At 67.6% G+C, this 19,723-nt stretch carries 21 protein-coding genes; 9 read left to right on the plus strand and 12 right to left on the minus strand.

Annotated features, from left to right (window positions below; all coding sequences use genetic code 11):
- The first annotated feature begins 36 nt into the window (after nucleotides 1-36).
- The gene (gene hemF, locus ACSYS9_RS23710; protein WP_071228606.1) at nucleotides 37-933 is read left to right on the plus strand and encodes an oxygen-dependent coproporphyrinogen oxidase; all 897 of its coding nucleotides are present in this window, start codon (nucleotides 37-39) and stop codon (nucleotides 931-933) included.
- A 42-nt stretch (nucleotides 934-975) separates the two neighbouring features.
- On the opposite strand, the gene ACSYS9_RS23715 is transcribed toward hemF, so the two are convergent.
- Nucleotides 976-1,455, minus strand: coding sequence for a DUF421 domain-containing protein (locus tag ACSYS9_RS23715; RefSeq protein WP_071228607.1), 480 nt, complete (start codon nucleotides 1,453-1,455; stop codon nucleotides 976-978).
- A gap of 328 nt (nucleotides 1,456-1,783) precedes the next feature.
- Nucleotides 1,784-4,558 (minus strand): DNA polymerase I, encoded by a 2,775-nt coding sequence (gene polA / locus ACSYS9_RS23720; protein ID WP_071228608.1) that lies wholly within the window; start codon nucleotides 4,556-4,558, stop codon nucleotides 1,784-1,786.
- Nucleotides 4,559-4,656: 98 nt separating this feature from the next.
- Here polA and ACSYS9_RS23725 point away from each other — a divergent pair, with 98 nt between their 5' ends.
- Nucleotides 4,657-4,941, plus strand: coding sequence for a DUF2782 domain-containing protein (locus ACSYS9_RS23725; protein WP_005411628.1), 285 nt, complete (start codon nucleotides 4,657-4,659; stop codon nucleotides 4,939-4,941).
- A 135-nt stretch (nucleotides 4,942-5,076) separates the two neighbouring features.
- On the opposite strand, the gene ACSYS9_RS23730 is transcribed toward ACSYS9_RS23725, so the two are convergent.
- Nucleotides 5,077-5,523 (minus strand): universal stress protein, encoded by a 447-nt coding sequence (locus ACSYS9_RS23730; protein ID WP_005411629.1) that lies wholly within the window; start codon nucleotides 5,521-5,523, stop codon nucleotides 5,077-5,079.
- A gap of 185 nt (nucleotides 5,524-5,708) precedes the next feature.
- On the opposite strand from ACSYS9_RS23730, the gene ACSYS9_RS23735 reads away from it, so the two are divergent.
- Nucleotides 5,709-5,855 (plus strand): hypothetical protein, encoded by a 147-nt coding sequence (locus ACSYS9_RS23735; RefSeq protein ID WP_005411630.1) that lies wholly within the window; start codon nucleotides 5,709-5,711, stop codon nucleotides 5,853-5,855.
- 48 nt (nucleotides 5,856-5,903) lie between these two features.
- Here ACSYS9_RS23735 and ACSYS9_RS23740 read toward each other — a convergent pair whose 3' ends face one another.
- The 5 genes from ACSYS9_RS23740 to cls all read right to left on the minus strand — a co-directional run bounded on the left by ACSYS9_RS23740 (nucleotide 5,904) and on the right by cls (nucleotide 12,161).
- Nucleotides 5,904-6,458 carry a hypothetical protein gene (locus ACSYS9_RS23740; protein WP_071228609.1) on the minus strand — a complete coding sequence of 185 codons (555 nt, stop codon included), beginning with the start codon at nucleotides 6,456-6,458 and terminating at the stop codon, nucleotides 5,904-5,906.
- Between the two features lie 112 nt (nucleotides 6,459-6,570).
- Complete coding sequence (locus tag ACSYS9_RS23745) at nucleotides 6,571-6,897, minus strand: low molecular weight protein tyrosine phosphatase family protein (RefSeq protein WP_053498324.1); 327 nt, start codon at nucleotides 6,895-6,897, stop codon at nucleotides 6,571-6,573.
- Nucleotides 6,898-7,073: 176 nt separating this feature from the next.
- Nucleotides 7,074-9,266, minus strand: coding sequence for a DNA helicase II (gene uvrD / locus ACSYS9_RS23750; protein ID WP_071228610.1), 2,193 nt, complete (start codon nucleotides 9,264-9,266; stop codon nucleotides 7,074-7,076).
- A 9-nt stretch (nucleotides 9,267-9,275) separates the two neighbouring features.
- The gene (locus ACSYS9_RS23755) at nucleotides 9,276-10,697 is read right to left on the minus strand and encodes an FAD/NAD(P)-binding protein (RefSeq protein ID WP_071228611.1); all 1,422 of its coding nucleotides are present in this window, start codon (nucleotides 10,695-10,697) and stop codon (nucleotides 9,276-9,278) included.
- A gap of 45 nt (nucleotides 10,698-10,742) precedes the next feature.
- A complete protein-coding gene (cls, locus tag ACSYS9_RS23760; RefSeq protein WP_071228612.1) occupies nucleotides 10,743-12,161 on the minus strand; it encodes a cardiolipin synthase in 1,419 nt (472 codons plus the stop codon).
- A 202-nt stretch (nucleotides 12,162-12,363) separates the two neighbouring features.
- Here cls and ACSYS9_RS23765 point away from each other — a divergent pair, with 202 nt between their 5' ends.
- Entirely contained in the window at nucleotides 12,364-12,507 is a 144-nt protein-coding gene (locus ACSYS9_RS23765; protein WP_177179512.1) for a hypothetical protein, read from the plus strand.
- On the opposite strand, the gene rpmG is transcribed toward ACSYS9_RS23765, so the two are convergent.
- Nucleotides 12,500-12,667: a 50S ribosomal protein L33 gene (gene rpmG / locus ACSYS9_RS23770; RefSeq protein ID WP_170272460.1), complete on the minus strand. Its 168-nt coding sequence runs from the start codon at nucleotides 12,665-12,667 to the stop codon at nucleotides 12,500-12,502. The two genes, ACSYS9_RS23765 and rpmG, sit on opposite strands and share 8 nt — an antisense overlap.
- A 10-nt stretch (nucleotides 12,668-12,677) precedes the next feature.
- A complete protein-coding gene (gene rpmB / locus ACSYS9_RS23775; protein WP_005411638.1) occupies nucleotides 12,678-12,914 on the minus strand; it encodes a 50S ribosomal protein L28 in 237 nt (78 codons plus the stop codon).
- 278 nt (nucleotides 12,915-13,192) lie between these two features.
- Between rpmB and ACSYS9_RS23780 the strand changes: the two genes are divergently transcribed.
- The gene (locus tag ACSYS9_RS23780; RefSeq protein WP_071228613.1) at nucleotides 13,193-14,407 is read left to right on the plus strand and encodes a glycosyltransferase; all 1,215 of its coding nucleotides are present in this window, start codon (nucleotides 13,193-13,195) and stop codon (nucleotides 14,405-14,407) included.
- Nucleotides 14,408-14,420: 13 nt separating this feature from the next.
- Here ACSYS9_RS23780 and dnaQ read toward each other — a convergent pair whose 3' ends face one another.
- Both dnaQ and ACSYS9_RS23790 read right to left on the minus strand, forming a co-directional pair.
- Nucleotides 14,421-14,930, minus strand: coding sequence for a DNA polymerase III subunit epsilon (gene dnaQ / locus ACSYS9_RS23785; protein ID WP_049462269.1), 510 nt, complete (start codon nucleotides 14,928-14,930; stop codon nucleotides 14,421-14,423).
- 55 nt (nucleotides 14,931-14,985) lie between these two features.
- Nucleotides 14,986-15,879: a LysR family transcriptional regulator gene (locus tag ACSYS9_RS23790; RefSeq protein WP_071228614.1), complete on the minus strand. Its 894-nt coding sequence runs from the start codon at nucleotides 15,877-15,879 to the stop codon at nucleotides 14,986-14,988.
- 108 nt (nucleotides 15,880-15,987) lie between these two features.
- Between ACSYS9_RS23790 and ACSYS9_RS23795 the strand changes: the two genes are divergently transcribed.
- The 4 genes from ACSYS9_RS23795 to ACSYS9_RS23810 all read left to right on the plus strand — a co-directional run bounded on the left by ACSYS9_RS23795 (nucleotide 15,988) and on the right by ACSYS9_RS23810 (nucleotide 19,716).
- Complete coding sequence (locus tag ACSYS9_RS23795) at nucleotides 15,988-16,377, plus strand: RidA family protein (protein ID WP_012512496.1); 390 nt, start codon at nucleotides 15,988-15,990, stop codon at nucleotides 16,375-16,377.
- 491 nt (nucleotides 16,378-16,868) lie between these two features.
- Entirely contained in the window at nucleotides 16,869-17,204 is a 336-nt protein-coding gene (locus tag ACSYS9_RS23800; protein ID WP_006402574.1) for a hypothetical protein, read from the plus strand.
- Between the two features lie 56 nt (nucleotides 17,205-17,260).
- A complete protein-coding gene (locus ACSYS9_RS23805; protein WP_071229457.1) occupies nucleotides 17,261-18,514 on the plus strand; it encodes a TolC family protein in 1,254 nt (417 codons plus the stop codon).
- A complete protein-coding gene (locus tag ACSYS9_RS23810) occupies nucleotides 18,511-19,716 on the plus strand; it encodes an efflux RND transporter periplasmic adaptor subunit (protein WP_071229456.1) in 1,206 nt (401 codons plus the stop codon). Before ACSYS9_RS23805 ends, ACSYS9_RS23810 begins: the two co-directional genes overlap by 4 nt.
- Nucleotides 19,717-19,723: the final 7 nt, after the last annotated feature.

Below are 19,723 nucleotides of genomic sequence, written 5' to 3' on the forward strand. Positions count from 1 at the left end.
ACAGCTTCGGGCGGGCCCTGCGGTAAAGTACGCGCCATGAACGAATTCGAGCGCGTGCGCGCCTATCTCACCGACCTGCAGGACCGCATATGTGCGGCGATCGAGGCCGTCGATGGCCAGGCCCGCTTCCAGGAAGACCTGTGGCAGCGTGCCGAGGGCGGTGGCGGGCGTACCCGCGTGCTGCGCGACGGTGCGGTGTTCGAGCAGGCCGGCATCGGCTTCTCCGACGTGGCCGGCAGCCGCCTGCCGCCATCGGCCTCGGCCAACCGTCCGGAACTGGCTGGCGCCTCCTGGCGTGCCACTGGCGTGTCGCTGGTGTTCCACCCGCTCAACCCCTACGTGCCGACCACGCATGCCAACGTGCGCTTCTTCCAGGCGCAGCGCGACGGCGAAGTGGTGGCCAGCTGGTTCGGCGGCGGCTTCGACCTGACCCCGTTCTATCCGTTCGACGAGGACGTGCAGCACTGGCACCAGGTGGCACGCGATCTGTGTGCGCCGTTCGGCGACGAACGCTATGCCGCGCACAAGCGCTGGTGTGATGAGTACTTCTTCCTGCGCCACCGCAATGAAACGCGCGGCGTCGGCGGGCTGTTCTTCGACGACCTGCACGGCGACTTCGAGCGCGACTTCGCTTATCTGCGTGCGGTCGGCGATGGTTTCCTCGACGCCTACCTGCCGATCGTGCAGCAGCGCAAGGACACACCCCATGGCGAACGCGAACGCGAGTTCCAGCTGTACCGCCGCGGCCGCTACGTGGAATTCAACCTGGTCTACGACCGCGGCACCCTGTTCGGGCTGCAGAGCGGTGGCCGCAGCGAGAGCATCCTGATGAGCCTGCCGCCCCGGGTGCGCTGGGAGTACGGCTTCTCGCCTGAACCCGGCAGCGCAGAATCGCGACTGGCCGACTACCTGGCCCCGCGCGACTGGCTGTGAGGGGCAGCCTGGTCGCGCCGGGCCTGGGCTCGGTGCTACAAGTCAGGTGCCCTTCTGCGTGATGATCGTGATGTGTCCGGTCGTCTCCAGCAGCGCGATCTGCACGTCCTCGATCCGCAGACCGCCCTGCTGGCGCAGTGCGGCGTCGAAATCGGCCCGGCTGATCAGTTCGCGGCGGAGAACGCCCTCCAACAGGCGACCATCGCGCGCGATTACGGTGGGTTCTCCTTCGATCAACCGCTCCATCCGCCGGTTCCGGGTGGTCAGCCAGCCCACCCCGTAGTTCAGCAGGATCAGGGTCGCCGCCAGCAGCAGGCCGCCGCCCAGCGAGGTGTCAGCGCCCAGCAGCGCGTTCTGCACCGCGTTGCCCAGCAGCACGATCAGCAGCACGTCGAAGGGCGTGATCTGCCCCAGGGCCCGCTTGCCGCCCAGCCGGACCATGCCCAGCACCACGACATACACCACCACCGCGCGCAGGATGAACTCCCACCACGGCATGGCCAGAGCGAACAGGTCGGGCATGGTCTTCCCCTGCGGAGCGGTGGCCCAGCGTGGCGCAGGCGATGGCGTCTGGCAACGGCACAAATAAAAAGCCCCGCTGACCAGGGGGAGGTCAACGGGGCCGGGGAACGGGCACTTGGGGAGGAGTCCCCGTTCCGAGATCTGCTCCAGGGGATGGGAGAGATCCACAACAGGCGTTGCGCCTGTCGAGAGTTATAGAAGCACTCCGAACACTAACGGTTCGTGAAGGGGCCCAATTTAATGAACCTCGATCAGGACAACATTCATGATCGAGTCAGAAACCTCTGACGAATGAACGAATTCACGTCGTTTTCGGCCTGAAACACCCTCAGTGTGCTTCGTCCCAGTTGTTGCCGACGCCGGTATCGACCACCAGCGGCACCCGCAGTTTGGCCGCTTGCGACATGCGCTCGACCACCTGCAAACGCAAGTCTTCAACGAAACTGCTTTCGGTTTCGAACACCAGTTCATCGTGCACCTGCAGGATCATCCGTGCCGGTGCGCCACTGTCACGCAGCCACTGGTCCACGTCCACCATCGCGCGTTTGATGATGTCGGCGGCGGTGCCCTGCATCGGCGCGTTGATCGCCGCGCGTTCGGCACCGGCGCGCAGGCCCTGGTTACGTGCATGAATGTCGTTCAGGTACAGGCGACGACCAAACAGGGTTTCCACATAGCCCTGGTCGCGGGCCTGCTGGCGCATCCGCTCCATGAAGTCGCGCACGCCCGGGTAGCGGCTGAAGTACAGCGCCACGTAGTCCTGCGCCTGGCCACGGTCGATGCCCAGGTTGCGCGCCAGGCCGAAGGCGCTCATGCCGTACATCAGGCCGAAGTTGATCGCCTTGGCCGCGCGGCGCTCGTTCGGGGTCACTTCCTCCAGCGTGCGCCCGAACACCTCGGCGGCGGTGGCGCGGTGCACGTCGGCGCCCTGCTCGAAGGCACGCACCAGGCCCGGGTCCTCGGACAGGTGGGCCATGATCCGCAGCTCGATCTGCGAATAGTCGGCCGCCAGCAGCTGGAAGCCCTCCGGGGCGATGAACGCGCGGCGGATGCGGCGGCCATCCTCGGTGCGGATCGGGATGTTCTGCAGGTTCGGGTCCGACGAGGACAGGCGGCCGGTGGCGGCACCGGACTGGTGGTAGCTGGTATGCACTCGGCCGGTGTCCGGGTTGACCATCTCCGGCAGCTTGTCGGTGTAGGTGCTGCGCAGCTTGGCCAGGCCCCGGTAGTCCAGGATCACTCGCGGCAGCTCGTGCTGGTCGGCGATCGCCTCCAGCGCCTCTTCATTGGTGCTGGGCTGGCCCTTCGGGGTCTTCACCACCGCCGGCAGCTTCAGCTCATCGAACAGCACCGCCTGCAGCTGCTTGGGCGAATCCAGGTTGAAGCTGCGGCCGGCCAGCTCGGTGGCCTTCTGCTGCGCGGCCAGCATGCGCGAGGACAGGTCCTGGCTCTGCCGGCGCAGTTCGTCGGTGTCGATCCGCACGCCGTTGGCTTCGATCGTGGTCAGCACCGGCACCAGCGGCATCTCGATGTCGCGGTACACGCTGTCCAGCGCCGGCTCGGCCAGCAGCTGCGGCTGCAGCGCGCGGTGCAGGCGCAGGGTGACGTCGGCGTCCTCGGCCGCATAGCGGCTGGCTTCGTCGATACCCACCTGCGAGAACGGAATCTGCTTGGCACCCTTGCCGGCCACGTCCTCGAACTTGATGGTGCTGTAGCCCAGGTAGCGCAGGGCCAGCGAATCCATGTCGTGGCGGGTGGCGGTGGAATTGAGCACGAAGCTCTCGAGCATGGTGTCATCGTGGTAGCCCTGCACGTCCACGCCGTGGCGGCGCAGCACATGCAGGTCGTACTTGCCATGCTGGCCCAGCTTCTTCTTCGCCGGGTCCTGCAGCACCGGGCGCAGCGCATCCAGCACCTCCTGCATCGGCAGCTGCGCCGGCGCACCCGGGTAATCGTGGCCGACCGGAATGTACGCCGCCTTGCCCGGCTCGACCGCCAGGCTGACGCCCACCAGGCGCGCGCGCATCGCGTCCAGTGCATCGGTTTCGGTATCGAAGCTGATCAGATCGGCCTGCTGCAGGCGCTCAACCCAGGCCTGCAACTGCTCGACGGTCAGCACGGTCTCGTATTCACCCGGTGCGGCCAGCGCCGGATCCAGCGTGCCAGCGGCTGGCGCCTCGGCGCTGCCACGGGCGAAGCCGGCGGCGGTACCGCGCAGGCTCGGGGTGGCCTCGCTGGCGGCTGCCGGCGCCGGCAGCGGCGCACTCAGTTCCTTCAGCGCCTGGGTGAAGCCGTAGCGCGTATACAGTTCGGTCAGCGCCGGCACGTCCTGCTCGCGCAGGGCCAGCGTGGTCGGGCTGGCGTCCAGCTCCACGTCGGTGCGGATGGTCACCAGCTCGCGGTTCAGCGGCAGGCGCTCCAGCGCGGCGCGCAGGTTCTCGCCGATCTTGCCCTTCATGGTCGGCGCGGCCGCCATCACCCCATCCAGGTGCTGGTACTCGGCCAGCCACTTGGCAGCGGTCTTCGGCCCGCACTTCTCGACGCCCGGCACGTTGTCGACCGCGTCGCCCATCAGCGCCAGCAGGTCGATGATCTGATCGGCGCGCACGCCGAACTTCTCCATCACTGCGGCATCGGAATCCATGCGGCTGCCGGTCATGGTGTTGACCAGCTCGATGCCCGGGCGCACCAGCTGGGCAAAGTCCTTGTCGCCGGTGGAGATGGTCACCTTCAGTTCCTGTGCCACGCCCTGCAGGGCCAGCGTGCCGATCACATCGTCGGCTTCCACGCCGGGAATGCGCAGGATGCTGATGCCCAGCGCTTCGACGATGCGGCACATCGGCTCGACCTGGCTGCGCAGCTCATCGGGCATCGGCGGGCGGTTGGCCTTGTACTGGTCATACAGGTCATCGCGGAAGGTCTTGCCCGGCGCATCGACCACGAACGCCACGTAGGCCGGGCGCTCCTTCAGCGTCGAGCGCAGCATGTTGACCACGCCGAACAGCGCGCCGGTGGGTTCGCCCTGTGCATTGGACAGGGGCGGCAGCGCGTGGAACGCGCGGTACAGGTAACTGGACCCGTCGATCAGGACTAATCTGCTCATGGGTCGATTCTACGCGCCCGTGCCTGCACTGCGACGACACGGCACAGCCGCGGCGATGGGGCATAATCAAGGCTCTTTCCAGGCAAAGGCCCCCGCCGATGAAGACCCTGATGCTGGCTTCCCTGCTCCTGCTCGCTGGCTGCGCCAGCATGGGTGGCGCGGGCGCTCCCCCGGTGGACGTCAAGGGCGCGGATGTGTCCAAGCGCACCATGGACAACGGCGATGTCATCGAGGAATACCGCGTGTCCGGCCAGCTGCGCATGGTCAAGGTGACCCCGTCGCGCGGTGCCCCGTTCTACATGTACGACAAGAACGGCGATGGCCGTTTCGACAACGACAAGGACGGCGTGTCGCCGGTGTACTGGAAGCTGTACAGCTGGTGATGTGACCGGGGTCGGATCCCTGCGATTCAGTAGATCCACGCCATGCGTGGATGGGCCCCTGCCGGCCCCTACAAAAGATGACGCCGGCGCGCATCCTGCGGCCGGCGTCGGGTCCCCTCCCCGGGAACGCTTGTATCAGCGGATGACCAGCACCGGCAGCGTGCTGCGTGCCAGCACTTCGGCGGTCTGGCTGCCCAGCAGCACACGGGTCACACCACGGCGGCCATGCGAGGTCATCACGATCAGGTCGCTGTTGCGCTCGCCGGCGGTCTCGATGATGCCGTCAGCCGCATAGCGGTCCAGCACGTGCACCGGGTTGGCGGTAATGCCCTGCTCGGCGGCCTTGGCCAGCGCCGGCTGCAGCACCTTCTGCGCACCTTCCTCGCGGTCGGCCTTGTATTCAGGGCTGTTCATGTAGCCCACGCTCCAGCCCATGGCGTCGTACATGCCGACGGCCCACGGCTCGGAAACGGTCACGATATCGACCTCGGCGTTGAGGTCCTTGGCCAGCTCCAGACCCTTGGCCAGGCCCTTGTCGGCCAGCTCGGATCCGTCGGTGGCAATCAGGATGCGCTTGTACATGGTGGGGCTCCGTGGCGGTCTGCCAGATGGGAACAACACCATTGCACACCGGATGTGCAGGCCGCGCCTTGAGCAGGATCAATCCGGCGCCGTGCAGCGGCGTGTGCGCACCGCCGGCTTGCGTACCCGGACACCGCAGCGCAAGCTGGGTGGGCGGCGGCACGCCGCGCCCAAGGACGACCGACATGCAGGACAACAAGCCGCCCGTCTGGAGTTCCCAGAAGTCCATCATGGTCGCCGCGATCATCGCCTTGGCGGTGCTGTTCGGCGGCTACCAGATCGGCAAGGACATGGCGCTGCGCGACAACGCCCGGCAGTCAGCCGGCCGATAACCTGCTGCCGTAGAGTCGAGCTTGCTCGACTCTACAGCGCCCCTACCTTCAGGCGATCTGCACCACGCGTGCGTTCTGGCACAGCGGATAGCTGCCCACGAATCCGGCAATCGCATCACGCATCGCTTCGAACGATTCGCCGTACATGTACAGCGCGGTCTCGGTCGGGCCCTGCCACCAGCTGCAGATCTCGCCCAGGCCGTCGATGTTCTCCGACAGCTGCTCGAATACGTGGTTGGAATCGCACTGTTCGTAGACCTCGTCCGGCAGGTTCAGGCCATCCAGGTAGATGCCCAGGCCTTCGGTCACGCCGAAGCTGCGGTCAGCCTGGCCTGCGCCCTGCAGCTGCGAACCCTTCGGCGCACCCAGCTGCTCCAGCAGATCGATCAGCTTCGGCACGCCGGCCGCATCGACCAGCGCCACTTCGATATCGCCGTATTCGACCTCGCCGAGGTCGGACATCGCGGTGCCGCCGCCGGTCAGCTCGCCCACCTGGGCCGCCTGCAGCAGCGCATCGAGCGGATCCTCGAACAGTTCGTGGCGATGCTCGGGCTGCAGCTTGGCGTTCAACTTCACGGTGACGTGCAGCGTGGGTTCGGTCATCGGGGCGTTCCTGGAAGATGTCAGGCCCCATTGTAGAGTCGAGCTTGCTCGACTGCTTCTAGCGCGGCACAAGGCAGTCGAGCAAGCTCGACTCTACGGGGGTTCGATGCGATCAGCGCAGAAACGGCGCCACCTTGCGCTTCAGCAACTCCACCAGCACCGGGTCCATGTAGTCGTAGTCGTCGGGGATATCCAGACAGATCACCCGCTTGCCGTTCAGCCATGCCTTGTAACGGCTGGACAGACGGTTGCGGTGCGCCTTCTCCATCACGAACACCAGGTCGGCCCACTGCAGCAACTCGGGGCTGAGTACTTCCTCGGCGTCGGCCAGCAACCCGGCTGAGGCGGTCTCGATGCCCGGCCAATCGGCAAATACCTGCTCGGCGGTGGGGCTGCGCAGGCGGTTCTGGCTGCAGAGGAAGAGCACGTTGCGGGTCATGGATACTCGTTTTTGTAGAGTCGAGCCGTGCTCGACTGACTTTTCCCGCTGCAAGCAGCCGAGCATGGCTATGCCGGTCGTCCTGACCGGCACCCTTCGGGCCGTCGCAAGCGACGTTGGCAGCGGCTCCTGCCGCTACCTTCGGCTCTACAGGAATTCCCGCCCCCCGACAGTGATCAGATCACCGTCAGGTTGGCATACGCCATCACCAGCCACTTGCTGCCGGCATCGGCGAACTCGACCTGCACGCGGGCGTGGGCGCCGTTGCCTTCGTAGTCGGTCACCATGCCTTCGCCGAACTTGGGATGGGTGACCAGCGCGCCGAGCTTCAGCGGCGGCGCCTCGATCGAGGCATGGCCCATCACCCGGCTGGCGCCCATCGAGGCCGGCCGCGAGACCTGCACCTTCGGCCGCACTTCGTGCAGCAGCTCGCGGGGAATCTCGCGCAGGAAGCGCGACGGCAGGCTGTAGTTGTCCTGGCCGTGGATGCGGCGCGATTCGGCGTAGCTCAGCACCAGTTTCTGGCGCGCGCGGGTGATGCCGACGTAGGCCAGGCGGCGCTCTTCTTCCAGCCGCCCGCTTTCCTCCAGCGAACGTGCGCTGGGGAACAGGCCTTCTTCCAGGCCGGCCAGGAACACCAGCGGAAACTCCAGGCCTTTGGCCGAGTGCAGGGTCATCAGCTGCACGCCGTCCTCGCCCGCCTGCGCCTGGCCCTCGCCAGCCTCCAGCGCGGCATAGGCCAGGAACGCGACCAGCTCGTCCATGTTCTCGCCCACTTCCTCGATGTCGTCGGCGCGGCGCACGAAGCGCGAGGCCACCGAGACCAGTTCGTCGAGGTTGTCGGTGCGCGATTCCGAGTCCAGCGCGTTGCGGCTTTCCTTGCTCCAGTGCTCGCGCAGCTGCGAGCGGGCCAGCACGTGGTCCACGCGCTCGGCCAGGGTCATGTGCACGGTCTGCGCCTGCAGCTCGTTGACCAGCACCAGGAAGCCGGCCAGCGCATTGCGCGCACGCGCGGCCAGCGCGCTGCCCTGGGTGACCAGCATGGTCGCTTCCCACAGCGAAATACCCTGCGCGCGCGCCTCGCGGCGCACTTCGTCCAGCGTGCGGTCGCCGATGCCACGCGTCGGCGTATTGACCGCGCGCTCGAACGCCGCGTCGTCGTTGCGGTTGGACAGCAGGCGCAGGTAGGCCAGCGCGTCCTTGATTTCGGCACGCTCGAAGAAGCGCATGCCGCCGTACACGCGGTACGGCACCTGTTCGCTCAGCAGCGCTTCTTCCAGCGCGCGCGACTGCGCATTGCTGCGGTAGAGCACGGCCACTTCGGTATAGCTTCCACCGTCACGCACCCACTGGCGCGCGCGCTCGACGATGTAGCGTGCCTCGTCCATCTCGTTGTAGGCGGCGTACAGGTCGATCGGCTCACCGTCGCCACTGTCGGTCCACAGCTGCTTGCCGATGCGGTCGGGGTTGTGCGCGATCACCGCATTGGCGGCGCCGAGGATGTTGGCGGTGGAGCGGTAGTTCTGTTCCAGGCGGATGGTCTGCGCACCCGGGAAGTCGCGCAGGAAGCCCTGCACGTTCTCGACCTTGGCACCGCGCCAGCCGTAGATGGCCTGGTCATCGTCGCCGACCACGAACACGTGGCCGGAATCGCCGGCCAGCACGCGCACGAAGGCGTACTGGATGGCGTTGGTGTCCTGGAACTCGTCCACCAGGATCTCGCGGAAGCGGGCGCGGTAGTGCGCCAGCAGGGCCGGGTTGTCGCGCAGCAGTTCGTGCGCGCGCAGCAGCAGCTCGGCGAAGTCGACCAGGCCGGCGCGGTCGCAGCGTGCCTGGTACTCGATATAGGCCTGGCGCATGGTTTCCAGCCACGCATCATGCGGCTCGGGCTGGATGTGCTGCGGGCGGCGGCCTTCGTCCTTCTGCGCGTTGATCCACCACGCGATCTGCTTGGCCGGGTACTTGCCGTCGTCCAGTTCCAGCGCCTGCACCACCCGCTTGACCAGCCGCAGCTGGTCGTCCGAGTCCATCACCTGGAAGCCTTCGGGCAGCTTCGCGTCCTGCCAGTGCAGGCGCAGCAGGCGATTGGCCAGGCCGTGGAAGGTGCCGATCCACATGCCACGGCTGCCATTGGGCAGCTGTGCGTCGATGCGGTGGCGCATTTCGCCGGCCGCCTTGTTGGTGAAGGTCACCGCGAAAATGCCGTGGGTCGGCACGCCATCGACTTCATGCAGCCAGGCGATGCGGTGGGTGAGTACGCGGGTCTTGCCGGAACCGGCACCGGCCAGCACCAGGTGGTGGCCGGGGGGAGCGGAGACGGCTTCGCGCTGGGCCGGGTTCAGGCCATCAAGCAGGTGGGAGACATCCATGCCCCCATTTTACGGCATCGCCGTCGCGGCTCCTGCGACCACCTGGGTGGCCAGTGCCTGGGCCTGCTGACGCAGTTCAGGCACCGCCAGGCTTTCCCACAGGCTGCCGATGCGCAGGCTGCCGAGCACGCCCAGCCGTGCCTGCGGCTGGCCACCGGCGGCACACAGGCGGTCGCCAGGCACCGTGCTGTCCAGGCCCAGCCCATGCGGGCCGGGGCGGGTAAGACCGTCGGCCTGCAGCTGCTGCAGCAACGGGTTGCGCAGCGCACTGGCGCGGGTCTCCACGCCGGTGGCGTTAATCACCCCGCCGATCATCCACTGCTGTTCATTGCCCGAGGCATCGCGGCCGGACAGCTGCAGTGAATCGCCGTCGCGCCAGACGCGCTGCAGGCGGGACCGGTGAATACGCAGCTGGCCACTGTCCTGCAGGGACTGCAGCTGCGCATCCACTTCTTCGGCGATGCGGTGGCGATGCACGTCCCAATAGCGCACCACATGGCGCAGGAAGCGGCGCTGGTCGGCCGCGTCGAGGCTGCACCACAGCGCCTGCCCGTGCGGACGGATGCGGTCCATCACGCCCTGCCACGGCAGGCCGTCGGCCTGCGTCTGGCGTGCGAACCCGCGCAATGCGTGCAGGCGCTGGCGCAGGTTCATCGGCAGCAACGTGGCCGGGTCGAAGCTGGGCAAGCCGCCGTGCGCATGCGGCAACGGCAGCAGGCCGTGGCGCGAGATCACGTGCAGCGGGCCGGTGTGGCCGGCAGCGACCAATGCCAGCACGGTGTCGGCCATGCTCAGGCCGGAGCCGACGATGGCCACGGCCTGCTCGCCGGCCAGGGTGCGTACGCCGTCGTAGTCCCAGGCCTCGATCACGTCATCGGCGGGCAGTGCATCGGCACCGGCCACCGGCAGCGGGCGCATGCTGTTGCCGGTGGCGAGCACCGCCTGCGCGGCGTGCAGCGTGTGGCCATCGCCGAGCGTCAGCTGGTAGCCGTGGTCATCCGGCTGCAGGCCCAGTACCGGCTGCGCGATCACCTGCAGCTGCGCCGGGCTGGCTGCGGCAGCGTCCTGCAGGCGCTGCTGCAGGTAGGCCGCGAAGTAGTGGCGGCACACGTAACGCTCGCCCAGCACCTCGCGCGCCTCGCCCGGGTAGGCGTTGGCGGCCATCAGGTAGTCGAGGAAATCGCCGGGCTGGTCGGCAAACGCACTCATCTTCGCCGCCGGCACGTTCAGCAGATGCTCCGGCCACGGCGTGGCATAGGCGATGCCCTGCGCCAGCTGCGAGGCGGGTTCGAAAATGGCCAGCGCCAGCGGCGCCTTGGCCTGGCGCAGTACCTGGATCGCCACCAGCACCCCGGCCGCACCACCACCGATGATTGCCAGGTCCAGTTCGCCATTACGCGGTGAATCAGTCATGTGCCGATTGTAGGCCATCGGCGATGACAGGCCGGATTGCCGAAGCGGGCGGCCGGCATTGCCTTACATCAACGCATCGGCCAGCCGTGCGATGCCTTCGCGGCTGCGCCTCCACGTGGGGCGGCTGCGCCATTGCTGCAGATCCAGCTGCCGCGATTCACGCAGGTAGCTGTCCTCGATTGCGCACAGCTGCTGCACCAGCGCGCGGTCGTAGCAGATCAGGCCGATCTCGGCATTCAGCGCAAACGAGCGGATATCCATGTTGATCGAGCCGAGCACGGCGATGTCCTCGTCCACGCTCATGTGCTTGGCGTGCAGGAACTGCGGTTCGTACAGGGCGATGCGCACGCCACAGCGCAGCAGCTCGTCGTAGTACGCCTCCTGCGCCCACGAGGTCAGCCGCTGGTTGTTGCTGGCCGACAGGATCAGCTGCACGTCCACGCCGGACAGCGCCGCAATGCGCAGCGCGCTCAACGTGGCCTCGTCGGGCACGAAGTACGGCGTGACCATCACCAGCCGCCGCCGTGCCAGGTGGATCAGCGCGGCCACCGCATCGCGTGCGTTGCTGTACGGATAGGCCGGGCCGCTGGGCAGCAGCTGGGTGGCGATGTCATCGCTGCACTCGGGCACATCGGCGATCACGTCCAGACGCTGGCCGGTTTCCATGTACCAGTCGCTGGCGAACACCGCTTCCAGATGCGCCACCGCCGGGCCGCGCACGCGCGCCACCAGCTCTCGGTTCGGGTGGCCGGGCACGAACTGCGGGCCCGCCAGGTTCTGCGAACCGACATAGGCCACTTCGTTGTCGATCACCGCGATCTTGCGGTGGTTGCGCAGGTCCATGCGCCCGCTGCGGCGCCAGCGCAGGCCACCGGGCAGCATCGCGCGCACTTCGATGTCGCGCGCCTGCAGGCGCTTGCGATAGGCGCGCAGACCGCGCTTGGCACCCACCGCGTCGAGCAGCACACGGCATTGCACGCCACGCGCGGCTGCACGCTGCAGCGCCTCGACCATCGCCTCGCCCACCGCGTCGTCAAACATCAGGTAGTACAGCAGGTGCACGCGGTCTTCGGCCTGGTCGATGTCGGCGATCAGCGTGTGCAGCGATTCGTCGTAGTCGGTCAGCAGGTCCACCGCGTTGCCATGCACCGGCATGAAGTCGCCCTGGCGCTGCACCAGCGGCACGATCTCGGCGCAGGCAGTGTCCGGCTGCGGGGTCCAGCGCAGGCGATGCTGCAGCGCCTGTTCCTCGCGGATGACCTGCGAGGCCTCGGCCTGGCGGCGGATGCGCTCGCGTGACAGCCACGGATGGCCGAACAGCAGGTACAGCGGCAGGCCCAGCAGCGGCACGAAGCCGACCAGCAGCAGCCAGCTGCGCGCCGCCCCCGGCGTGGTGCGGGTGGGGATCCAGCACAGCGCGACCAGCCGGATCAGCCAGTCGATCAGCAGCAGGTAGGAACCCAGCAACCACTCGAACAGCATCGCGTCGCCCGTCGGGAGGTGATGGGCCATTCTGCCCAGCGGGGTGTGTAGAGTCGAGCCGCGCTCGACTGCTTTGAAGCCGTGTGCCAACCAAGGTTTGTACCTACCGGGTGGGGGACAGCGTGTCGACCAAGGTCGACACCTACCGGGGGTGGGGACGGCGTGCCAACCAAGGTTGGCACCTACCGGGTGAAGGGACAGCGTGTCGACCAAGGTCGACACCTACCGGGGGCGGGACAAGTTGCCAACCAAGGTTGGCACCCACCATCTGGATGCCAGGCATGAAAAAACCCGCCACAAGGGCGGGTTTTTTCGCGGGGATCAGCAATCCTTGCGGATTACTTGATCTTGCCTTCCTTGTACGGGACGTGCTTACGCACGACCGGATCGTACTTGGAGAATTCCATCTTCCCCGGGGTGTTCTTCTTGTTCTTGTCGGTCGTGTAGAAGTGACCGGTACCAGCGGTCGAAATCATACGGACCTTATCGCGCTTGCCTGCCATGATCGTCTACTCCTCAGACCTTTTCGCCGCGCGCACGCAGCTCAGCCAGAACGGAATCGATGCCGTTCTTGTCGATGGTGCGCAGTGCATGCGCGGAAACACGAAGCTTCACCCAGCGGTTTTCGCTGGCAACCCAGAAGCGGCGCTCATGCAGATTCGGCAGGAAACGACGACGGGTCTTGTTGTTGGCGTGCGAGACGTTGTTACCCGTCTGCACTCGCTTGCCGGAAACCTGGCATACGCGGGACATTGCGCACCTCGATAGTAAGTTGTGTCAGCCCGTAGCCCGGGAGACGGCGGCCTCGATGGTTGTCCACCACACGTCAAGAGAATCAAAGGGTTACGCTGGCGTTGGGCGGCCGGGGACGTGCTCCCGGAGGCGCCGCCCGGTAGAAAACCGGACACAGCGAGCCGCGCATTATGCACGGGTTCAAGCACTTGCGCAAGTTACCCACAGGCTGGGGCTGAACCGGGAGGGCCGGGAGCCCACCAACCGGCATACTGGCCCGGTTCACTGCGGAGCTTTCCATGCGGCTGCTGGCCCTGACCTACGGAACCGAAGGCGATACGCGTCCGCTGGCCATGCTCTGCCATGGGCTGATTGGCGCAGGCCACGAGGTGACACTGCTTGCCGATGGCGGCACCCTGGGCAGCGCGCAGGCACTGGATGTGCCCCATGCGGCTCTTGAAGGTGACATCCATGACGAAGTGGTCGCGCTGGTCTCGCGTGGCAACGGTGTTGCCGCCGCCAGTAGCGGGCTGGCACGGATGGCGCTGCAGCATGTCAGCGGCTGGATGCGTCAGGCCGATGCCGCTGCCGAAGGCTGCGATGCGATTCTGACCGGTGGCTTGGCGGCCTTTGTCGGCATGAGTGTGGGCGAACGCCGGGGTCTGCCGGTGATCGGGACCGGCATGATTCCACTGACCCCGACGCGTGCCTTCCGCTCCCCGTTCCTGCCGCCGGGACGCTCGCCGGGCTGGTTGAACCGGGCCAGCTATGGGCTGGTCAACGGCCTGATCTGGCGCCAGTTCCGCCAGCCGATCAACGAGGCCCGCAAGCAGCTGGGGCAATCGCCGCGCCGCTCACTGTGGTCCGGCCTGCCGATGCTCTATGGCATCTCGCCGCAGCTGCTGCCGCCACCCACGGACTGGCCGGCCGACCACATCGTCTGTGGCCAATGGCGGTTTCCTGATGCGCCCTGGACGCCGCCGGCCGATCTGCAGGCCTTCCTCGACGCCGGACCGCCGCCGGTCTATCTGGGCTTCGGCAGCATGACCGGCTTTGATCGCGAACGCGTGTTGCCGGCCCTGCTGCAGGCGTTGGCACCGCGCCGTGTCCTGCTGTTTCCCGGCTGGGTGGGACTGCCTGCGATGCGCTTGCCCGATTCTGTCTTCGTCCTGGGCCCGACCCCACACGAAGCGCTGTTCCCGCGTTGCGCATTCGCCATCCACCACGGTGGCAGCGGCACCACGCATTCGGCCTGCCGCGCCGGCATTCCTTCACTGGTGATGCCGTTCGCCGCAGATCAGTTCTTCTGGGCCGATCGCCTGTATCGATTGGGCGTAGCACCGGCACCGTTGTCACCGAAGCGACTGGATGCAGCAGCGCTGGCAGCAGCCATCACCTTCGCTGCAACCGAAGCAACACGCGCACGCGCGGCGGCCTTGGGCGTGGCGATGAGCAGTGAGGACGGGGTGGCATGTGGCGTGGCAATGATCGAGCGCTGGTTGCGGCCGATGTAACGGCGACCAGGCCTCAGCGCAGATGCGGAATCACCTGGGCCAGTAGATGGGCATCCTTCAACGCGCCGTGCAGGCCGCGCTGGCTGGGAATGCGCAGGCGCTGCAACACGTCGTCCAGTTTATTGCCCTGGCCTGGCCAGCGCCCGCGCGCCAGCTTCAGGCTGCAGGTGATGCGGCAATGCTGGGCCAGCGTGCCGGGGATGCCAGCCAGGCGCAGCTCGTTGTCCAGGAAGCCCACATCGAAGGTGGCGTTGTGCGCGACCATCTCGCTGCCACGCAGGAACTCCAGCAGCTCGGCGGCCTTGCTGGAGAACAGTGGCTTGCCCACCAGCATCGCGTCGCTGATGCCGTGCACGCGCTGCGCGCCCCAGTCCACCTTGCGCTGCGGCTGCAGGTAGGTGTGGAACTGGCGGCCGGTGAGCTGGCCATCGATCAGTTCGACGGCACCGATTTCGATCACCCGGTGCCCCAGGCGGTGGGAGATGCCGGTGGTTTCGGTATCCAGTGCGACGATGCGGCTCATCAGGGTGTGCGTTCTCCAGTACGTGTAGCCGGATTTTCGCACGCGACCGATGCACTCACCCCAACCCTTCCACCACCCAATCAATGAACACCCGCAGCCGCTGGCTCATGTGCCGATTCGGCGGGAACATCACATGCATCGGCATCGGTGGCAGCTGCCAGTCCTGCAGTAGCGGCAGCAGTTCGCCACGCGCCATGTGCGGCTCGGCCATGTAGCTGGGCAGCGCCACCACGCCCAACCCCGCCAACGCAGCGGCCAGATAGGCGTTTCCATCATCGAAGCCGACCGTATAGCGGCCCTGCACCTCAACGCGCTCATCGCCGCGCTGTGCAACGAACACGCGTGCGCGGCCACTGCGCGGGCTGAGGAAGCCGACCATGTGGTGATCGGGGCCTTCCAGTGCGCGCGGATCGGTCGGCAGGCCGAAACGCTGCACATAGCCGGGGCTGGCGTGGAAACCGATCGGCAGGGCGCCGAGCGGTCGCGCCACCAGTGCCGGGTCGGTCGGGGTACCACCCCGGATCACGCAATCGACGTTGTCTGCGATGACGTCGACCTCGCGGTCGCTGACGCCGATGTCCAGCTGGATCTCCGGGTAGCGCGCCTGGAAATCCGGCAACGCCGGCACCAGCCGCAACCGCGCGTACGGCCCGGGCACATCCACGCGCAGCCGCCCGCGTGGCTGGGTGGCCGCGTCGCCCAGCCCGCCCTCCACTTCTTCCAGCTCGGCCAGCAGGCGGGCGATGCGCGGGTAGTAGGCCGCGCCGTCGGCGGTGACGCTGACCCGGCGCGTGGTGCGGTTGAGCAGGCGCAGCCGCAGGTGCGCCTCCAGCTGCTGCACCAGCTGGGTGACCGTAGTGCGGCTGATCTGCAGCGTGTGTGCGGCGCGGGTGAAGCTGCCGGTTTCCACTACCCGGGCAAAGGCCCGCATCGCCTCGAAACGGTCCATGGTGGGTCATAATTGTTTGGAATTGGCAATCAATCTAGGCCGATCATCGCGGTTTATCCAGACAGCGCTGGCGCGGAGGATGGCGTTCTCTCCCACGGGATCTTCCCCATGTCACAGCGTGATGTCGTTTTCCCCGCCGGCCGCCAGGCCCTGTACGAGCGCAACCGCTACTCGCCGGCGATCCGTTCCAATGGCTTCCTGTTCGTCTCCGGCCAGGTCGGCAGCCGCGAGGATGGTTCGCCTGAGCCGGACTTCGAAGCGCAGGTGCGCCGCGCCTTCGAAAATCTCAATGCGGTACTGGCTGCCGCCGGCTGCAGCTTCGATGACGTGGTCGACGTGACCGTGTTCCTGGTCGACCCCGAGAAGAACTTTGAGAAGGCCTGGGCGATCGTGCCCGAGTACTGGGGCGAGGCGCCGCACCCGACCCTGACCGGCATCGGCGTGACCTGGCTGTACGGGTTCCAGTTCGAGATCAAGGTGATCGCGAAGCTGCCGTGATACGGGTAGTGCCGGCCGCTGGCCGGCAATGTGTCGGAGGTCGAAAAGCGTGTCGACCAAGGTCGACACCTACCAGGGCAGTCAGCGTGACCTGGCTGTATGGGTTCCAGTTCGAGATCAGGGTGATCGCGAAGCTGCCTGCAGACCGGCGGTAGTGCCGGCCGATGGCCGGCAGCAAGGTGTCGGGGGTCGAAAAGCGTGTCGACCAAGGTCGACACCTACCAGGGCAGTCGGCGTGACCTGGCTGTACGGGTTCCAGTTCGAGATCAGGGTGATAGCGGAGCTGCCGTGATACGGGTAGTGCCGGCCGCTGGCCGGCAACGTGTCGGGGGCCGAAAAGCGTGTCGACCAAGGTCGACACCCACCGGGGCAGGAGGTCGGCACCTGCCAGAGCTGGCGTGCCCGGCCCACCTGAACGGGAGGTTCCGACGAATTCCCGAGGTGGCCATTGATATTGTATCCGGCGAAAACCGCTTGCTAGCCTCCCCTCCATGCGCCGGATCACCCGCCAACTGCGTACGTACCTGATGATGCTGCTGATGGCGGCATTCGTGGTCGTGCCGGTGGCCGACGCACTGGTGTGTGCGGTGGAACCGCATGCCAGCAGCGCCCATGTCGAATCCCTCGCGGACGATGCAGGCGGTGACAGCGACAGCAAGCACACGGGTGCCTGCACGCATAACCACTGCCACCACTCCACGCTGAGCCTGCCGGCGAACGATTTCGCCGCCTTCGGTACGCCGCTGCCGGCGCGCTGGATGAATGCCGGCGACGTTGCGACCTATGCGGTCGCCCAGGATGAATTGACGCGTCCCCCCCGGGCGTGAGTTGAGCGCGTCCCGCAATCGCGGGCTCCCGTTTCACTCACAACCGGAATCCCCCTATGTCGATCCTGACACCTCGGTCGCCGCGCGCGGCCGGGCTGGTCGTCGCCGTGTTGCTGGGCCTGGCCCCGGCGGCATCGGTGATGGCGCAAGCCGCCCCCTCCTACGACACCCTGCTTGAACGCCTGGACCAGCTGCCCGGTACCCGTGTGGGTACGGCGCTGGCCGAGGCCGCCGACGCGCGCGCCGACCAGGCCCGTGCGTTGCCCAATCCTTCCCTCTCCTACTCCGCCGAAAACGCCTGGGGCACCGGCTCCTACGGCGGCATGGGCAAGGCCGATACCGTGCTCACCCTGTCCCAGCCGCTGGAGGTCTGGGGCCAGCGTGGCGCGCGCGTCCGTGCGGCCCGGGCCGAAGCACAGGCCGCCAACCTGCGTGGTGCCCAAAGCCGCAGCGACGTGGCCAGCCAGCTGGCGGTGGTCTACGCACAGGCGGAAAGTGCACTGCGCCGCTACGCCCTGGCCGAAGAGGCACTGAGCCTCACCCGCGATGACGCCAACGCCGTCAACGCGTTGGTCAAGCAGGGCCGCGAACCGCAGCTGCGTGCGGTGCAGGCGCAGAGCGAAGTGGCCAACGCCAGCGCCTCGCTGGATGAGGCGCAGGCCTTCCGCGATGCCGCGCTGGCCCGCCTGGCCGGTGCTGCACTGCTGGATGCACCGGTGCAGTCGATCAACGACAGCCTGCTCGACCGTGCGCCGCCGCTGCCGCGCGGTGCCACCGACGTGGCGCTGGCGGTGCGCATTGCCGAAGCCGAAGCCGATGCGGCGGGCAAGCTGGTCGAGGTGGAGCGCAAGCGTGCCCTGCCCGACCTCAGTGTCACCGCCGCGCAGACCCGCTTCCGCGAAGGCGGCGAGCGTGCCTACAACCTCGGGGTCAGCCTCAGCATCCCGCTGTTCGACCGCAACCGCGGTGGCATCCGCGCCGCCAATGCCGACCAGCGCGCGGCCGAAGCGCGCCTGGACCAGCAGCGCCGCGACAGCGAGGCCGAGCGCCTCTCTGCGGTGGCCGGGTTGAAGGCCGCCAGCAGCCGTACCCGCGCCGCCGATGAAAGCGTGGTCGCCGCCGAAGAGGCGTATCGCCTGGCCCGCATTGGCTTCGACGCCGGACGCATCTCGCAGCTGGAACTGCGCAGCACGCGCAGCGCCCTCATCGCCGCCCGCGGCACCGCCGTGGATGCGCGCCTGTCGCGCGTCGCCGCGGAAATCGATCTTGCCCGCCTGGAAGGGCGCGCACCTTTTGTGGAGGCCAAATGACTCTCTCCCGTACTTTCCCGCTGATCGGCGGCGTGCTGCTGACCATGCTGCTGGCCGGCTGCGCCGGCAACGCGCAGACGCCTGCCAATGAAAACCCCGCTGCGGCCAAGGCCGGCACCGACGATGGCCACGGCCATGCCGCCGGCAGCAAGGAAGCCAAGGCAGAAACCGCGAAGGCGCCTGCTGACGCCGACGAAGGCGTGGTGCAGCTGACCCCGGAGCAGATCAAGGCCTCCGGTATTGAAGTGGTCGCGATCGGTCGCGGTGGCGGTGGTTCCACGCGCCTGTCCGGCCGGGTCGAACCGTCGGTCGGCGCACGCGCGTCGGTGGCCTCCACGGTGACCGGCCGCGTCGAGCGCGTGCTGGTCGCGCCGGGCACCGCGGTGAAGCAGAACCAGGCGCTGGCGATCGTGGTCAGCGGCGAAGCGGCGGTGTTCCGCGCCAATGCGCTGGCCGCAGCGGCCGAAGCCGAAGCCGCGCGGCTGGCCTATGGCCGCGACAAGGCGCTGGTCGACCAGGGCGTGGTCGCCCGCCAGGAGATGGAAGCCTCGCGTGCACGTTCGCTGGCGGCACAGGCCCAGGCTGCTGCCGCGCAGGCCCAGGCCGCCGCCAACGGTGCGCCCGATGCCAGCGGTCGCGTGCGCATCACCAGCCCGGTGGCCGGCATCGTCGGCAACGTGCAGGTCACCCCGGGCGGCGTGGTCGCCGCCGGCAGCGCGGTGGCCGACGTCGCCGACCCGACGATGAACGAGCTGGTGTTCACCGCACCGCCCGCGCTGGCCGCGCAGGTCACGCCCGGTATGAAGCTGGAAGTCAGCGTGCCGGGTGGCAGCTTCACCGCCACCGTCACCGGTTCGGCCGCCGATGTGCGCCAGCAGGGCGGCGTCGCGGTCATCCGTGCCACGCCGGTGGATGCGTCGCTGCCGCCGGCCGGTTCGCCGGTTTCGGCAGTGGTGGTCACCGAAGGCCAGGACGGTTCGCTCAGCGTGCCCGCCGATGCGGTGCAGAACGTTGATGGCAGCAGCGCGGTGTTCGTCGCCGTCGACGGCGGCTTCAAGGCGCAGCCGGTGCTGGCCGGGCGCCGTGCCGGCGACCGCATCGAGATCCTCGGTGGGCTGACCGGCAACGAGCGCATCGTCGGTGCCAACGCCTTCCTGCTCAAGGCCGAACTGGCCAAGGGCGAAGCCGAGCACGGCCACTGAGGAGGCG

The sequence above is a fragment of the Stenotrophomonas sp. STK17_22 genome, from assembly GCF_051983905.1.
GTDB lineage: Bacteria > Pseudomonadota > Gammaproteobacteria > Xanthomonadales > Xanthomonadaceae > Stenotrophomonas > Stenotrophomonas maltophilia_A.

Excerpts from the sequence above, each read along its gene's own strand:
- hemF (WP_071228606.1), top strand. The coding sequence starts at position 37 with ATGAACGAATTCGAGCGCGTGCGCGCCTATCTCACCGACCTGCAGGAC.
- ACSYS9_RS23715 (WP_071228607.1), bottom strand. The coding sequence starts at position 1,455 with ATGCCCGACCTGTTCGCTCTGGCCATGCCGTGGTGGGAGTTCATCCTG.
- polA (WP_071228608.1), bottom strand. The coding sequence starts at position 4,558 with ATGAGCAGATTAGTCCTGATCGACGGGTCCAGTTACCTGTACCGCGCG.
- ACSYS9_RS23725 (WP_005411628.1), top strand. The coding sequence starts at position 4,657 with ATGAAGACCCTGATGCTGGCTTCCCTGCTCCTGCTCGCTGGCTGCGCC.
- ACSYS9_RS23730 (WP_005411629.1), bottom strand. The coding sequence starts at position 5,523 with ATGTACAAGCGCATCCTGATTGCCACCGACGGATCCGAGCTGGCCGAC.
- ACSYS9_RS23735 (WP_005411630.1), top strand. The coding sequence starts at position 5,709 with ATGCAGGACAACAAGCCGCCCGTCTGGAGTTCCCAGAAGTCCATCATG.
- ACSYS9_RS23740 (WP_071228609.1), bottom strand. The coding sequence starts at position 6,458 with ATGACCGAACCCACGCTGCACGTCACCGTGAAGTTGAACGCCAAGCTG.
- ACSYS9_RS23745 (WP_053498324.1), bottom strand. The coding sequence starts at position 6,897 with ATGACCCGCAACGTGCTCTTCCTCTGCAGCCAGAACCGCCTGCGCAGC.
- uvrD (WP_071228610.1), bottom strand. The coding sequence starts at position 9,266 with ATGGATGTCTCCCACCTGCTTGATGGCCTGAACCCGGCCCAGCGCGAA.
- ACSYS9_RS23755 (WP_071228611.1), bottom strand. The coding sequence starts at position 10,697 with ATGGCCTACAATCGGCACATGACTGATTCACCGCGTAATGGCGAACTG.
- cls (WP_071228612.1), bottom strand. The coding sequence starts at position 12,161 with ATGCTGTTCGAGTGGTTGCTGGGTTCCTACCTGCTGCTGATCGACTGG.
- rpmB (WP_005411638.1), bottom strand. The coding sequence starts at position 12,914 with ATGTCCCGCGTATGCCAGGTTTCCGGCAAGCGAGTGCAGACGGGTAAC.
- ACSYS9_RS23780 (WP_071228613.1), top strand. The coding sequence starts at position 13,193 with ATGCGGCTGCTGGCCCTGACCTACGGAACCGAAGGCGATACGCGTCCG.
- dnaQ (WP_049462269.1), bottom strand. The coding sequence starts at position 14,930 with ATGAGCCGCATCGTCGCACTGGATACCGAAACCACCGGCATCTCCCAC.
- ACSYS9_RS23790 (WP_071228614.1), bottom strand. The coding sequence starts at position 15,879 with ATGGACCGTTTCGAGGCGATGCGGGCCTTTGCCCGGGTAGTGGAAACC.
- ACSYS9_RS23795 (WP_012512496.1), top strand. The coding sequence starts at position 15,988 with ATGTCACAGCGTGATGTCGTTTTCCCCGCCGGCCGCCAGGCCCTGTAC.
- ACSYS9_RS23800 (WP_006402574.1), top strand. The coding sequence starts at position 16,869 with ATGCGCCGGATCACCCGCCAACTGCGTACGTACCTGATGATGCTGCTG.
- ACSYS9_RS23805 (WP_071229457.1), top strand. The coding sequence starts at position 17,261 with ATGTCGATCCTGACACCTCGGTCGCCGCGCGCGGCCGGGCTGGTCGTC.
- ACSYS9_RS23810 (WP_071229456.1), top strand. The coding sequence starts at position 18,511 with ATGACTCTCTCCCGTACTTTCCCGCTGATCGGCGGCGTGCTGCTGACC.